Annotated in this window: 17 protein-coding genes; 6 read left to right on the top strand and 11 right to left on the bottom strand. The window is 73.0% G+C overall.

Annotated features, from left to right (window positions below):
• Window positions 1-87 precede the first annotated feature (87 nt).
• A complete protein-coding gene (locus I3F58_RS14330) occupies window positions 88-1,545 on the bottom strand; it encodes an aldehyde dehydrogenase family protein (RefSeq protein WP_240108862.1) in 1,458 nt (485 codons plus the stop codon).
• A gap of 90 nt (window positions 1,546-1,635) precedes the next feature.
• Entirely contained in the window at window positions 1,636-2,517 is an 882-nt protein-coding gene (locus tag I3F58_RS14325) for a helix-turn-helix transcriptional regulator (protein WP_240108860.1), read from the bottom strand.
• A gap of 289 nt (window positions 2,518-2,806) precedes the next feature.
• Between I3F58_RS14325 and I3F58_RS14320 the strand changes: the two genes are divergently transcribed.
• Complete coding sequence (locus I3F58_RS14320) at window positions 2,807-3,310, top strand: ATP-binding protein (RefSeq protein ID WP_240108859.1); 504 nt, start codon at window positions 2,807-2,809, stop codon at window positions 3,308-3,310.
• A 67-nt stretch (window positions 3,311-3,377) separates the two neighbouring features.
• Here the strand turns inward: I3F58_RS14320 and I3F58_RS14315 are convergent, their stop codons facing one another.
• From I3F58_RS14315 to rpmG, 5 genes are all read right to left on the bottom strand, one after another.
• A complete protein-coding gene (locus tag I3F58_RS14315; RefSeq protein WP_240108851.1) occupies window positions 3,378-3,617 on the bottom strand; it encodes a DUF397 domain-containing protein in 240 nt (79 codons plus the stop codon).
• Between the two features lie 270 nt (window positions 3,618-3,887).
• Window positions 3,888-4,133 (bottom strand): 30S ribosomal protein S18, encoded by a 246-nt coding sequence (rpsR, locus tag I3F58_RS14310; protein WP_240108849.1) that lies wholly within the window; start codon window positions 4,131-4,133, stop codon window positions 3,888-3,890.
• 4 nt (window positions 4,134-4,137) lie between these two features.
• On the bottom strand, window positions 4,138-5,277 hold the full coding sequence (locus I3F58_RS14305) for a GTP-binding protein (protein ID WP_240108847.1): 1,140 nt from the start codon (window positions 5,275-5,277) through the stop codon (window positions 4,138-4,140).
• The gene (locus tag I3F58_RS14300) at window positions 5,277-5,531 is read right to left on the bottom strand and encodes a type B 50S ribosomal protein L31 (RefSeq protein WP_240108846.1); all 255 of its coding nucleotides are present in this window, start codon (window positions 5,529-5,531) and stop codon (window positions 5,277-5,279) included. The genes I3F58_RS14305 and I3F58_RS14300 overlap by 1 nt, the downstream gene beginning before the upstream one ends.
• A gap of 8 nt (window positions 5,532-5,539) precedes the next feature.
• Window positions 5,540-5,704 carry a 50S ribosomal protein L33 gene (rpmG, locus tag I3F58_RS14295; RefSeq protein WP_240108844.1) on the bottom strand — a complete coding sequence of 55 codons (165 nt, stop codon included), beginning with the start codon at window positions 5,702-5,704 and terminating at the stop codon, window positions 5,540-5,542.
• Window positions 5,705-5,767: 63 nt separating this feature from the next.
• Between rpmG and rpmB the strand changes: the two genes are divergently transcribed.
• The 3 genes from rpmB to I3F58_RS14280 all read left to right on the top strand — a co-directional run bounded on the left by rpmB (window position 5,768) and on the right by I3F58_RS14280 (window position 6,927).
• A complete protein-coding gene (gene rpmB / locus I3F58_RS14290; protein ID WP_240108842.1) occupies window positions 5,768-6,004 on the top strand; it encodes a 50S ribosomal protein L28 in 237 nt (78 codons plus the stop codon).
• A complete protein-coding gene (rpsN, locus tag I3F58_RS14285) occupies window positions 6,004-6,309 on the top strand; it encodes a 30S ribosomal protein S14 (RefSeq protein WP_240108840.1) in 306 nt (101 codons plus the stop codon). The genes rpmB and rpsN overlap by 1 nt, the downstream gene beginning before the upstream one ends.
• 81 nt (window positions 6,310-6,390) lie before the next feature.
• Window positions 6,391-6,927 carry a hypothetical protein gene (locus I3F58_RS14280; protein WP_240108838.1) on the top strand — a complete coding sequence of 179 codons (537 nt, stop codon included), beginning with the start codon at window positions 6,391-6,393 and terminating at the stop codon, window positions 6,925-6,927.
• Between the two features lie 214 nt (window positions 6,928-7,141).
• Here I3F58_RS14280 and I3F58_RS14275 read toward each other — a convergent pair whose 3' ends face one another.
• Complete coding sequence (locus I3F58_RS14275) at window positions 7,142-8,254, bottom strand: DUF2786 domain-containing protein (protein ID WP_240108835.1); 1,113 nt, start codon at window positions 8,252-8,254, stop codon at window positions 7,142-7,144.
• Complete coding sequence (locus I3F58_RS14270; RefSeq protein ID WP_240108833.1) at window positions 8,251-8,646, bottom strand: helix-turn-helix domain-containing protein; 396 nt, start codon at window positions 8,644-8,646, stop codon at window positions 8,251-8,253. Before I3F58_RS14270 ends, I3F58_RS14275 begins: the two co-directional genes overlap by 4 nt.
• A gap of 80 nt (window positions 8,647-8,726) precedes the next feature.
• Between I3F58_RS14270 and I3F58_RS14265 the strand changes: the two genes are divergently transcribed.
• Together I3F58_RS14265 and I3F58_RS14260 are read left to right on the top strand one after the other, a co-directional pair.
• The gene (locus I3F58_RS14265) at window positions 8,727-9,557 is read left to right on the top strand and encodes an NAD(P)H-binding protein (protein ID WP_240108830.1); all 831 of its coding nucleotides are present in this window, start codon (window positions 8,727-8,729) and stop codon (window positions 9,555-9,557) included.
• A gap of 107 nt (window positions 9,558-9,664) precedes the next feature.
• Window positions 9,665-11,359: a bifunctional 3'-5' exonuclease/DNA polymerase gene (locus I3F58_RS14260; protein ID WP_240108828.1), complete on the top strand. Its 1,695-nt coding sequence runs from the start codon at window positions 9,665-9,667 to the stop codon at window positions 11,357-11,359.
• A 49-nt stretch (window positions 11,360-11,408) separates the two neighbouring features.
• Here I3F58_RS14260 and I3F58_RS14255 read toward each other — a convergent pair whose 3' ends face one another.
• Both I3F58_RS14255 and I3F58_RS14250 read right to left on the bottom strand, forming a co-directional pair.
• Complete coding sequence (locus tag I3F58_RS14255; RefSeq protein ID WP_240108826.1) at window positions 11,409-12,800, bottom strand: hypothetical protein; 1,392 nt, start codon at window positions 12,798-12,800, stop codon at window positions 11,409-11,411.
• 77 nt (window positions 12,801-12,877) lie between these two features.
• Window positions 12,878-13,411, bottom strand: a complete 534-nt coding sequence (locus tag I3F58_RS14250) for a SigE family RNA polymerase sigma factor (protein ID WP_240108824.1) — start codon at window positions 13,409-13,411, stop codon at window positions 12,878-12,880.
• Window positions 13,412-13,582 lie beyond the last annotated feature (171 nt).

Below are 13,582 nucleotides of genomic sequence, written 5' to 3'. Positions count from 1 at the left end.
CCCCCGCCGCGCTCTGACTGCCTCACCGTACGAGCCAACTAGGCCAGTCGCTGTCCCCATTGGCCGGAGTTCCGCGCGTGGCGTCCCTCAGAAGGGGAACCCGCTGCGGCCCCGCTGGATCGAGATCCACTTGTACGTGGTGAAGGCGTCCACGGTCGCTTCCCCGTTCAGCCGGCCGACACCCGAGTGCTTCTCGCCTCCGAAGGGGACGATCGGCTCGTCGTGGACCGTGCCGTCATTGATGTGGATCATGCCGGTCCGCACCCGGTGGGCAAGCCGTACCCCGCGCTCGACGTCCCCGGTGTGAACGGCGCCGCTCAGCCCGTACGGGGTGTCGTTCGCGATCCGTACGGCCTCGTCGTCCCCGTCGAACGGGATGATCAGGGCGACCGGCCCGAAGATCTCCTGGGTCAGGGCGGGGGCGCCCTCCGGCAGGTCGGTGAGGACGCTGGGGGACACCACGTTCCCCTCGGTGCGGCCGTGCACCAGCGCCGTCGCGCCCGCCGCCACCGTCTGGTCCACGACCGCGGTGACGGCCTCGGCCTGGGCGGAGCTGATGAGCGGCCCGATGTGGGTGGCCGGGTCGGCGGGGTCGCCGCTCTTCAGGGTCCGCACCTTGGCGACGTACTTCTCGGTGAAGGCCTCGGCCACGGAGCGGTCCACCAGGACCCGGTTGGCGGCCATGCACACCTGCCCCTGGTGCACGAACCGGCTGAACACGGCGGCGTCGACGGCGTAGTCGAGGTCCGCGTCGTCGAGCACGATGAGCGCGCTGTTGCCGCCCAGTTCCAGGACGGCCCGCTTGAAGTGGGTGGCGCACACCTGGGCGACGTGGCGGCCGACCCGGTCCGAGCCGGTGAAGGAGATGACCGACGGGACCGGGTGCTCCAGCAGCGCGTCCCCGATCTCCGCGATGTCGGTGATCACGACGTTGAGCAGGCCGGGCGGCAGCCCCGCGTCCTCGAATATCTTCGCGACCAGGCTGCCGCCGAGGACCGGGGTGTTCTGGTGCGGTTTGAGCACGACCCCGTTGCCGAGGGCGAGCGCCGGGGCGACCGACTTGACCGACAGCAGGAACGGGAAGTTGAACGGGCTGATCACGCCCACGACCCCGACGGGCGTACGGAAGACCCGGTTCTCCTTGCCGTCGATCGGGGACGGCAGGATCTTCCCCTCGGCCCGCAGGGTGAGCCCCATCGCCTCCCGCATGAACTCCTTGGCCAGGTGCAGCTCGAACCCGGCCTTGGTGCGGGTGCCGCCCAGCTCCGCGACGATCGCCTCGGCCAGCTCGGCCTCTCGCTCCTCGATCAGCCGCAGGGCCCGCTCGAAGACACCGCGCCGCGTGTACGGGTTGGTCTCCGCCCAGGCGCGCTGTGCCCGCTCGGCCGCGCGGTACGCCTGGTCCACCTCGCCGACCGTGGCGACGGTGATGGAGGCGAGCTTCTCCTCGTTGTACGGGTTGACGTCGATGATGTCCCACGAGCCGCCGCCGGCCCGCCACTCGCCGTCGATGTACTGCTGGGCCAGGTCTGTGAAGTAGGACATGCCATCCCTTCCGAAGGCGCAGCCTCACGCATTTGTGATGGGACGTCATCCTACTTCTGTGACAGCCGAGTTGGGCTGTCACAGAAGACCTCAGATGAGCTGGAGGAGCCCGCGGAGCAGGTCGCGGCTCTCCTCGGGCCCGGGGCTGTCCGCGGACAGCCGGTCCATCGCCGTGTCGTACTGGGCGACCTCCTCCCGCTTGTCGATGTACAGGGCGCCGGTGAGCTGCTCCAGGTAGACGATGTCGGAGAGGTCCGACTCCGGGAAGCGCAGCATGGTGAAGGCACCGCTCTCGCCCGCGTGCCCGCCGTAGCTGAACGGCATGACCTGGAGCGTGACGTTGGGCCGCTCCGACACCTCTATGAGGTGCTTCAGCTGCTCCCGCATGACGGCCCGGTCGCCGTACGGGCGGCGCAGCGCGGCCTCGTCGAGAACGGCGTGAAATCGCGGGGCGCGCTCGGAGACCAGCACCTTCTGGCGTTCCAGCCGGAGCGCGACCCGGCGGTCGATCTCGGCGGCGGGCGCGCCGGGCATGCCCCGGGTGACGACGGCGTGCGCGTACGCCTCGGTCTGGAGCAGGCCGTGGATGAACTGCACCTCGTAGATGCGGATCAGGGACGCGGCCCCTTCGAGCCCGATGTACGTCTGGAACCATCCGGGCAGCACATCGCCGTAGCTGTGCCACCAGCCCGCGATGTTGGCCTCGCGCACGAGCCCGAGCAGCGCCTCGCGCTCCTGGCCGTCGGTGACCCCGTAGAGCGTCAGGAGGTCCTCGACGTCCCGCGCCTTGAAGCTCACCCGGCCCAACTCCAGACGGCTGATCTTGGATTCGGACGCGCGGATCGCGTAGCCGGCGGCCTCGCGCGTGATGCCCCGCGACTCGCGCAGCCGCCGGAGCTGCGAGCCCAGGAGTATGCGGCGTACGAGGGAGCCGCCCGATTCCTTCCCGCTCACGTTTTCCACCCTCCCCATCGCTGATGTGTACGACGGAGCGCCCCCAAGCCCCGAGGAAACGGATTCTGCCACCAAAACGCTTCACCCCGTACTCGAACGATTACAGAATGAGTAACTCTTCGGCCACTGCCGCAAGTTGGGCCCGAGGAAGATATGGTCGGCAACCGTCACGGGAGCGGACAGTCCGGGCGCGTGCACGTGCATCTGCCCTTGCATCCGCCCCCTCATTTCGCAACCATGGTCCTCGCGCACCTGCGTAGCCGTTCGTGTTGTAGCACCACAGCCGCGAAACCGGGGAGTGCCTCGCATGGGGACGAATGGATCGACCATGCTCGCGCCGTTAAGGCAGGGGCTTCCTCCGATCGACGCCGCGTCCGTCTCCAGTTCCGCGTCCTGCGCGCTGCCCGCCCGGTACGAGGCCGTGCGCGGTGCGCGGCAGTTCACGAACACGACCCTGACGCAGTGGAATCTCGGTGACCGGTTCGACGACGTGGCGCTCGTCGTGTCGGAGCTGGTCACGAACGCCCTGCGGCACGCGCTGCCGGCCGACACGCCGCGAGACCGCCCGCTCGATCCTCCGGTGCGGCTGCACCTGATGCGCTGGGCGGGGCGGCTGGTGTGCGCGGTCCGTGATCCGAGCCCGCAGAGCCCGGTGGCGCGGGAAGCCGCCGAGGACGACTTCTCGGCGGAGTCCGGGCGCGGGCTGTTCCTCGTGGAGTCGTTCAGCGACAGCTGGGGCTGGCACCCCCTGGCCGGGACACTGCACGGGAAGGTGGTCTGGGCGATGTTCCGGCTGCCGGACGCGGCATAGCGGCCGAGGTCCCGCCCGAACGAAGAGGGGCTCCGCACGAGGGCCCCTCGTTCACGCGCGTCCGGACTCAGCCGTCCAGCAGGTGGTCGAACTCCCCGTCCTTCACGCCCAGCAGCATCGCCTCGATCTCGGCGGGCGTGTAGACGAGCGCGGGCCCTTCGGGGAAGCGGGAGTTGCGCACGGCGACACCGCCCCCGGGCAGTTTGGCGAACTCCACACAGGATCCCTGGGAGTTGCTGTGCCGGCTCTTCTGCCAGACGACCCCGTGAATCTCTGTGGCTGCCATGCCGTTGTACACGTGGTGCACAGGACGCTCCCCCAGTCACACGAGTTACATGAGTCAGTGATGTTGCAGGTGCCAACTGTTCGCGATCATAGTCGCGTTCACCTGCGGATGCATGAGCAGATGCACGTGCACGGGGGGTGTTCCTCCGACTACGGTCCTTCGCCCACTCAGACGCGTCCGGAGCCCTCGTGGATCCCTCCGCCCGCCCGGGAGCGGAAAAAGGGGCCCTTGCGGCCGCGGCGGCGGTCACAAGGGCCCCTTGAGGCCCGGAGGGGAGGGGTTCCGGACCGGTCAGCGGGCCGACGGCGCGTACGGAAGCAGGGCCGTCTCCCGGGCGTTCTTGACCGCGCGGGCGATCTGCCGCTGCTGCCGCGCGGTGACCCGGGTCACCCGTCGGCTGCGGATCTTGCCCCGGTCGGAGACGAACTTCCGCAGCAGATCGGTGTCCTTGTAGTCGATGTAGGTGATCCCGGCCCTGTCCAGCGGGTTGGGGCGGGACCTGGCGGGCTTCCGTTCTGCGGGGCGGCGCGGGGACATGGGGTCAGACCTCCAGAAGGGTGTCGAAGGCGGGCGGGAGCCGCTTCCAGGCCGTGCGGCCCGCGGCGTACTCGGCGTCGGTGAGCAGGCATGCGCCGAGCAGTTCGGAGAGCCCCTCGCGGTCGATTCCGGGCGAGGTGAAGACCAGGTGCTGCCCCCGGTCCCCGTGCTCCGGGTCCCAGTCCAGGGCCGCCGCGGCGCGCCGTACCGGCGGGACCATCTCCCAGGCGGCGTCCGGCAGGGAGGCCAGCCACGGCCCGGCGCTCTCCACGCACAGGGCGCCCCCGGCGGCGTCCCAGTGCAGCAGCGTGTCCGGCCGGTCGGCCAGCCAGAACCGGCCCCTGCTGCGGGCCGCCGCGCAGGTCAGGTCCTCCAGCGCCGCGTACAGCCGCCCGGGGTGGAACGGGCGCCGTCCGCGCCACACGTACGTGCCGACACCGGCCTCCTCGGCCTCCTGCGGGAGCAGGGCGCTGGCCGGGTGCTGGGCCGCAGCCGCGGCCGCCACGTCGAACCCGGCCAGCACGGCGGCGGCCAGGTCACCGTCCGGCAGCGGTATGTGACGGGCCGTGGGATGGAGCTGGGCGAGCAGCGCGCGGTCCTCGTCGTCGGCGTCGCCGGTGTCCAGGACGGCGAGCACGGGCGCGTACTCCAGCTGGCGCGCCCAGGTGTCCGCGACGGTCCGCTGGTCGGCGGGGGCGGCGGCGAGCCCGGCGTCCGCCAGGTCGTCGCCGTTGCCGAGGTACGGCAGGACCAGGGAGGGGTCGACGGCGGTGACGACCCCGGTCAGGTCGAGTCCGGCGGAGGCCACCACCTCGGCCATGGCCCTGGGTTCGACGGAGTCCCACAGCTCGACGACCGCGAGCCGGGTCAGCCCGGCGTCCGCCAGCCGCTCCAGCTCGGGCACCAGGTCCTCGCGCAGGGCGCAGCACGCGCAGTCGTTGACGAGTGGCGCCTCACCGCTGGAGAGCACGCCGGTGGCGTCCCGGACGGTACGCAGGACCCGGCCGCGCCCGGCTGCGGGCGTCAGGTCGTGATGCAGCGCCACACTTCCCGGGACAGTGGCGAGGAGCCGCTCGACGGCGGCCCGGCGGGCGTCGGAGTGAAGCCCGCCGACGATCGCGACGGACAGGGGAACGGACGGCATCAGCGCGCCTCGTGCCGTCCGTAACGCCGCTCGAAGCGCTCCACGCGCCCGGCGGTGTCCACCACGCGCGCGTGCCCCGTGTAGAAGGGGTGGCTCGCGGAGGAGATCTCTACGTCGACGACGGGGTAGGTGCGGCCGTCCTCCCATTCGATCGTCTTGTCGCTGCTCAGGGTGGACCGGGTGAGGAAGGCGAAGCCGCCCGCCCGGTCCCGGAAGACGACCGGGCCGTACGGGGGGTGGATTCCGGGCTTCATCGGCGAGATCAGCGCTCCTCTCGGAAGTCGACGTGCCGGCCGAGGACCGGGTCGTACTTGCGCAGGGTCATGCGGTCGGGGTCGTTCCGGCGGTTCTTGCGGGTGACGTAGGTGTAGCCGGTCCCGGCGGTGGACCGGAGTCTGATGATCGGACGGAGCTCGTTGCGGGCCATGCGGCTAAGATAGATGAAAATGGTTTCCATTCCCAAAGCAATCCTCGGAGAGGTAGGTCACCCTTGTCCGCCCACTGCCAGCTGACCGGCGCCCGGCCCGGCTTCGGCAACCGCGTCTCGCACTCGCACCGGCGCACGTCGCGCCGCTTCGACCCGAACATCCAGCGCAAGCGCTACTGGCTGCCGAGCGAGGGCCGGCACGTCCGCCTCACGCTCAGCGCCAGGGCCGTCAAGACGGTCGACGGCATCGGCATCGAGGCCGCCGTGGCCCGCATCCGCGCACGCGGGGTGAAGGTCTGATGGCGAAGAAGAGCAAGATCGCACGCAACGAGCACCGGAAGGCCGTCGTCGAGCGGTACGCGGCCCGCCGCGCCGAACTGAAGGAGCTGATCCGCCGCCCGGGCACTTCGGAGGAAGAACGCCGCGACGCACAGGCCGAGTTGCGCCGCCAGCCGCGCGACGCGAGCCCCACACGGGTACGCAACCGGGACAGTGTGGACGGGCGACCGCGCGGCCACCTGCGGAAGTTCGGCATGTCGCGGGTGAGCCTCCGGCAGGCGGCGCACGCGGGCTTCCTGCCGGGTGTGCGCAAGTCCTCCTGGTAGGCCTCACCCGCGCTCCACCCGGACGGAATCCGCCCCTGGTAGCTTGGCGCGGTCTTTTCAACCCATAAGGGGGACTTGATCGTGCGTGAGCTCGTCAGGAAGAGCCTGCGGAACGGCGCGGTGGCCGTGACCGCGCTGGCCTCGGCCGCCGCGCTGACCGCCTGTGGCTCGGACGGGGACGGGGAGACCGGCAAGGGCGCCGCCACCCCGTCGGCCGGTGCCTCCGCCGGGGACGAGAGCGGCAGCGAGGGGGTGGGCCTCAGCGACGTCCAGGGCTCCTGGGCCACGAGCCCGGGCGCGGGCGGCAAGCCCGTCGTCCTGACCGTCAGCGACGCCCAGGCCGTACTCGTCGCGGAAGGCGCCGTCTGCCAGGGCGCAGCCACGCCGGCCAGGAACGTCATGCTCCAGCTCACCTGCAACAACGGCGACGCCGGCGGCCGGACGAAGGGTGAGATCGACTCCGCGGACGGGAAGGCCCTCGTCGTGGTGTGGGAGGGCGGAGCGCAGGACACGCTCACCAAGACGTCCTCCGGCCTGCCCACGGGCCTCCCGACGGGGGGCCTGCCCACGAACCTCCCGACCGGCATCGAACTGCCGGCCCTCCCGCCGACCCCGTAGCCCCTCCCGTATAGACACCGGCGGCAGCGGCAGCACCCGGCCGGTCAGCCGCACCGGCAGCAGCGGCAGCGCCGTCGGCGGGCAGCCGGCCGAGACCGGCGCCGACTCCGCCACCACATGGGCGGTCGGCGGCACCGCCGTCACGCTCGCCATGGGCGCGGCGTTCGCCGTCGGCACCGGGCGTCACCGCCGCCGTACGCAGGGGGCGTAACCCTCAGGAGGGCGCCACGTGCGCCCGGTCGGCCGCGGCTGTTCCGTGGTCCCAGCCGACCGGGTCCGTGGCGCCCCGCACCCGGGTCCTCGTCGTCTCCGGGAACATCCGCTCCGCATGGTCCGTGACCACCACGTCCCGCGCGGCCAGCACGGGCAGCAGCGTCGGCTCCCCGGCGGTGACCCGACGCGTCGCCGACGCCAGCCGGTCGCCCAGCCGCTGGGCGTACGCCAGCAGGAACGACTGCCGGAACGTCTTCGTGCGCTTCCGGCCCCCGGCCCTCTGCGCCGCCTCCGCCTTGGTCATCGCCGCGTCCCCCTGGACCAGCAGCGAGGTGTACAGCACCTCCACCGCCTCCAGATCGGAGGCGAACCCGACGACCGTCGAGAATCCGAACCCCTCGTTCCACACCGCGCGGCACCGGTTCGCGCCCGCGACCGCGTCCAGCAGGATCGCCTTCGCCGTCTCGTACGGGGCGTCCACCCCGATCCGTACGGCTCCCGGCTCGTCCCCCCGGGGCCCGGCGGCGCCCGCCAGCGCCGCCTCGTCCAGACTGTGGCGGGCCATCAGCTCCTGGGCCTTCGCGGTGAGCGCCTCGGCCTCCTCCGGGTACCCGGTGGCCTCCGCCTTGGCGAGCAGCGCCCGGATGCGGGCCAGCATCCGCGACTCCCCCGGCACCGGTCCGGCCACCGGGGCGCCCCCAGGAGCCGGACCCACCGGTTCCAGCGCGGGCAGCCGGGCGAGCAGCCGGTACAGCTCCAGCACCCCCGTCGCATAGGAGAACCGGTCCGCCGCCCAGCCGGGCACGGCCGCAAGCGCCTCCAGTTGCTCCGGCCACCGCGGCGGCAGACGCGCGTACCCACCCGTCTCGTCGCGGATCATCGCCGCCACCAGCCGTACGTGACGCTCCTCCAGCTCCCGTCCGACGCAGCGCACCACATCGGCGGGCTGCCACCCCCGCCGCCACGCGCGCGTGAGCAGCTCCTCCCCGTGCCGGGCCAGCTCCGCGTCCGCGCCCGGGTCGGCGGCGAGCATCGAGGCACCGGCGTCGAGCGAGGCGTCGTCGTCCCCGTACAGGGCGGCGGCCAGGGCCCGCCCGGCCGTCGATGTGCTCATGCCCCGCCCTGCCGTTCGTCGTAGGCACGGCGCGCCTCCGCGATGACGCCGCGGTGGGCGAGCGACCAGTCCGCGAGGGCCTTGATGAGCCCGGTCATGCTGCGGCCGGTCCGCGTCAACTCGTACTCGACCTGCGGCGGGACCGTGGGGTGCACGGTCCTGGTGACCAGCCCGTCGCGCTCCAGGCGGCGCAGGGTCAGGGTCAGCATGCGCTGCGAGATGCCGGGGACCAGCCGCTGGAGTTCCCGGAAGCGCCGGATGCCACCGGCCAGCTCGACGACGACGTACACGGTCCACTTGTCGCCGAGCCGGTCCTGCACGTCCCGTATCCCGCAGTCCTCCTCGCAGCTCGGCTCCGGCTCCGTGGTTACCCCGATGTGCCCCACCGACATGGATGTGCCTCCTTACGCACGCGTGGCCCCGGCCCCCACCATGGTCGCAGCGAACAGGACCACCCAAGGGGGGCTCATCCATGCTGCTCATCACCGGTGCCTCGGGCGGACTCGGACAGCTGGTCGCGGAACACGCGGCAGGCCGGGACGACGTTCTCCTGGGGACGCGGTCACCGGATCTGCCGGGGTCCCGCAGGCTGGACTTCGACGACCCGGCCTCCCTGCCCGAGGCCATGGCCGGCGTGGACACGCTGCTGATGATCTCCGCCGGGTACGGAGAGGACGACACGGTCACGGCCCGCCACGAGGCCGCCGTCTCCGCCGCCGAGAAGGCGGGCGTGTCGCATCTGGTGTACACGAGCCTGTCCGGCGACGGCGACCACCTCCCGTACGCGCTCGCGCATCGCTGGACCGAGCGGCGGCTGCGCCGCTCGCCGCTGGCGTGGACGGTGCTGCGCAACGGCCTGTACGCCGAGCTGCTGGCCGTGCTCGCCGCGCCGGACTCGGAGGGGCGGATCACCGCGCCGCTGGGCGAGGGGCGGCTGGCGGCGGTGGCGCGGGCGGATCTGGCGGAGGCCGCGTTCCGGGTCGCGTCGGACCCGGCTCCGCACGGGGGCCGGGTGTACGAGCTGGTGGGCGAGGTGGCGCTGGGCGGCGCCGACCTGGCGGCGGCGGTGGCGGGGACGTACACGCCCGCGGCGCTGGGGGAGGCCCGGGCCGCGGTGGCGGCGTCGGGTGCGGCGCCGTTCCAGGTGCCGATGCTGGTGGGCACGTGCTCGGCCGTCGCGCACGGCTTCCTGGAGGGGAGCGGGCGGCCGGGCGACCTGCGGGCCCTGCTGGGCCGTGCCCCGCAGCCGGCGCTGGACGTCTACACGCGCGCCGTGCGGGCAGGCCGGGGCGGCCACGGGTGAGCGCAGGCGGCGGGGCGGCCGGCCGGGAGACCCCGCGCGGGTGATCCGCGCGCCGGGCTGATCGCGGCTCGGCGGCGCTGTCAGTGGCGGGTGCGAGACTCGCCTGCGTGAGCGAACGCTGGGCGCTGGACGAGGCCGAGGGGGGCGGGGCGCGGCTGGTCCCCCTCGGGCGGGACGGGCTGCCCGCCGGGCCGGTGGTCGTGGAACCGGACCTGGTGGAGGCGGTGCGCTCACGGCCCGGGGTGGGGCGCTGGGTGTGGCGGGCCACGGCGGGTGTGTATCCGCGGCTGCTGGCGGGCGGAGTGCGGGTGGAGCGGTGTTACGACGTGGAGGCGGCGGAGCAGCTGCTGCTCGGGCACGAGGGGCGGCTGGGGGAACCCCGGTCGGCGGCGGCGGCCTGGGCACGGCTGCACCACCGTCCCGTACCGCCGGATCCCCCGGCCAGGGCGGCGGACCCGGGGGCGCAGTCCTCGCTCTTCGAGGCGCGGCCGTCCGGTCCCGGGGTGCCGTTCGAGGGGCTGCTGGAGGTGTACGCCGACCAGCGGCGGCGGCACGGGGCGGCGGAGCACCCGGAGCGGATGGGGCTGCTGACGGCCGCGGAGTCGGCGGGCACGCTGGTGGCGGCGGAGATGCACCGGGCGGGGCTGCCCTGGCGGGCGGACGTGCACCGGGAGGTGCTGCGGGAGCTGCTGGGCGAGCGGTACGCGGGCGGGGGCGAGCCGCGGCGGCTGGCGGAGCTGGCGGACGAGGTGTCGGCGGCGTTCGGGCGGCGCGTACGGCCGGATCTCCCGGCGGACGTGGTGAAGGCGTTCGGGCAGGCGGGTGTCCGGCTGCGGTCGACCCGGCGCTGGGAGCTGGCGGAGGTCGGCCACCCGGCGGTGGAGCCGCTCCTCGCGTACAAGACGCTGTACCGGATCTGGACGGCGCACGGCTGGAGCTGGCTGCAGGACTGGGTGCGGGACGGGCGGTTCCGGCCGGAGTACGTGCCGGGGGGCACGGTCAGCGGGCGCTGGACGACCAACGGCGGGGGCGCGTTGCAGATCCCGAAGGTGATCCGGCGGGCGGTCATGGCGGACGACGGCTGGCGCCTGGTGGTGGCGGACGCCGACCAGCTGGAGCCGCGCGTGCTGGCGGCGGTCTCCCGGGACCCGGGCCTGATGGAGGTGGCCGGGCATGCGGGGGATCTGTACACGCGGCTGTCGGACCGGGCGTTCGCGGGCAGCAGGGAGGAGGCGAAGCTGGCGCTGCTGGGCGCGGTCTACGGGCAGACCAGCGGGGACGGCCTGAAGAACCTGGCGGCGCTGCGGCGCCGGTTCCCGCGCGCGGTGGCGTACGTCGACGACGCGGCGCGGGCGGGCGAGGAGGGGCGGCTGGTCCGCACCTGGCTGGGCCGGACCAGCCCCCCGGCGGCGGGCGCGGGCGAGTCCGGCGAGGCGGGCCTCCCTCAGGAGCCCGAGGCCTCCCCGTACGAGGGGGGCGAGGGCTACACGCCCGGCTACGCGTCGCTGAACGCCCGCGCGCGGGGGCGGTTCACCCGCAATTTCGTGGTTCAGGGCAGCGCTGCGGACTGGGCGCTGCTGATGCTGGCGGCGCTGCGCCGGGCGACCGCGGGGATGAAGGCGGAGCTGGTGTTCTTCCAGCACGACGAGGTGATCGTGCACTGTCCCGCGGAAGAGGCGGAGGCGGTCGCCGAGGCGATCCGCGCGGCCGGGGACCTGGCCGGGCGGATCACGTTCGGCACGACGCCGGTGCGCTTCCCGTTCACGACGGCGACGGTGCAGCGCTACTCGGACGCGAAGTAGGCGCCGGCCCAGGCGTCGGAACCGGCGCCTGGGCGGACTCCGTACGGCGTCAGTTCGCCGGTGTCTTCAGCGCCAGCCACTTCTCGCTGGTGGCCATGGCCCTGAGCTGCTCCATGCTCAGCGCGGGCTCGGTGCGGGTGAGGTCGCCGTGTGCGGTGGCCTTGTTCCAGGCGGAGACGACGACCCGGTAACCGTCGGGCCGCATGGTGTCGACGGTCCACCACTTCTCGCCGGGCTTGTCGCCCCGCTTCTGCCGGAGCGTCACCTTGGTGCCGTCCGGCAGGGTTTCGAACTCGCCGGAGAAGAGCTGGCCCTCGACGTCCTTCATGTTCGGCTGGGCGTTGACCTCGACGAGCGTGGCCCCCTTGCCGTCGTCGACGACGGCGTACGCGTACTCGCTGCCGTCCTCGCTCTTGGCCGTCACCTCCAGGCCCCCGGGCAGCAGGGACAGGAACGTGGACCGGACGGCGGCCGCGTCGAACGCGTAGTCACGCTCGGGAGAGGTCGGCTTGCCCGGGTCGTCCTGCTTCCCGGTGTCCTCCTGCTTCCCCGGCTCGTCCTGCTTCGCAGGGCCGTCCTGTTCCCCGGAGCCGCCCTGCTTCCCGGCGTCGTCCCGGTTCCCCGGGTCGGCCCCCTCGGGAAGGGTCGTCCCCCGGTCCTCGGACGAGTCCGGCACAGCGGCGACGACGGGCTTCCACTCCTCGGCGGTGACGATCCGCTTCAGCTCCGCCGGGCTGAACGGCGGGTCCGTACGGGAGACCGGGGCGCCCTTCTCGGCGGGCGCGTTCCAGGTGCTCAGGTCGATGCTGACGCCGTCCTTGGCGTACGTGGCCCGCCACAGCTTGGTGGGCTCACGCTTGTCCGGGTACTCATAGCCCTGGAAGACCATCAGGGTCGCGTCCCCCGGCAGCTTCTCGACGGAGCAGGCGTCGTACGGGGTGAACACCTTGTCGGGGCACTCCAGGGCCTCCGGCCCGTTGCGGTAGAAGCCCATGCTGACGGCCGCCTTGCCCTTGCCGTCGTCGTAGACACCGCTGACCAGGGGCCCGCGTTCGTGTGTGGTGCCCCGCGTCACCGGCTCGGTCAGCCTGCCCTCGGGCGTCAGGTTCTCGAAGACGGCGGCCAGTTCCTCGCCGCTCAGGCCCCCGGCGGGCGGGGCGGACGCGTCGGCCCGGGCGGACCCGCCGGGCGTGGGGACGGCGGGCGCGGCGACCGAGGAACCCCCGTTCCCCCGGTCACCCGCCCCTCCCGCCCCGCCGCCGACCGCGCCGACCGCGTAGACGCCGCCGACGCTCACCAGAGCGATGGCCAGCACACCACCGGTGATCGCCCCGGCCCGGCGGGCGGCCACCCGGCGGCGGCCCATGGTCACTCCCCCGGTCACCAGTCGGTTTCCGTCGTCGGACGCGAACGTGTCACCGGTGCGGCGCAATGCGGCCATGAGATCCTCCTCGAACCTCTCGTCTGTGGACATACCGAACCCCCAAGGCGGTTCATGAGCGGACGTGCGTGAACGATTCAGCAGGAGACGTACTCGACGAGGCTGCCGCCGAGCCGCTCCCTGAGCCGGGCCAGCGCCCGTGTCGACCGGGTGCGTACCGCGGCCGAGCTGACCCTCATGGCCTGCGCGGTCTCCTCGATGCTGCGGTCCTCCCAGTACCGCAGGACGATGACCGCCCGGTCCTTCGGTGGCAGCTCGGCCAGCGCGTCGAGCAGCGCGACCCGCAGCGCGGGATCGTCGCGGGCGGCGGGCGAGTGGCCGGACTCCGGCAGCTCGCCCACCGGCCGCTCGGCCGCCGAGCGGCGTCGCTGGTGGCTGAGAAACGTGCGGACCAGCACCGTCTGCGCGTACGCGGCCGGGTTCTCGATCCGTGCCGTGCGCCCGAACAGGCCGGTCCGGCCCCACAAGGCGTACATCCGGCCGAGGGTCTCCTGCACGAGGTCCTCCGCGAGATGCCTGTCGCCGCTGGTGAGCAGGCAGGCCGAGCGGAAGAGCTGTCCGGTCCGCCCGTGGGCGAACTCCAGGAACTCCTCCGTGCGGGTCTGTCTCATGCCCTCCCCTTCGCCCCGCTGTCGTCCTTCACCCCATCGACGCGGTGACCGTCCGAGAATGTTTCACATGACTTCGTGAACATGGGCGGGCCCCCGCACCCGGTCTTGGGTTCTGACGGTCCTCGCAACACCCGCGATCTGTGGGAGTTGCGAGGACCGTGGCCGTTGGGC

Source organism: Streptomyces sp. MUM 203J (assembly GCF_022414595.1).
Lineage (GTDB): Bacteria > Actinomycetota > Actinomycetes > Streptomycetales > Streptomycetaceae > Streptomyces.
This window is presented reverse-complemented; position numbering and strand designations above follow the sequence as displayed.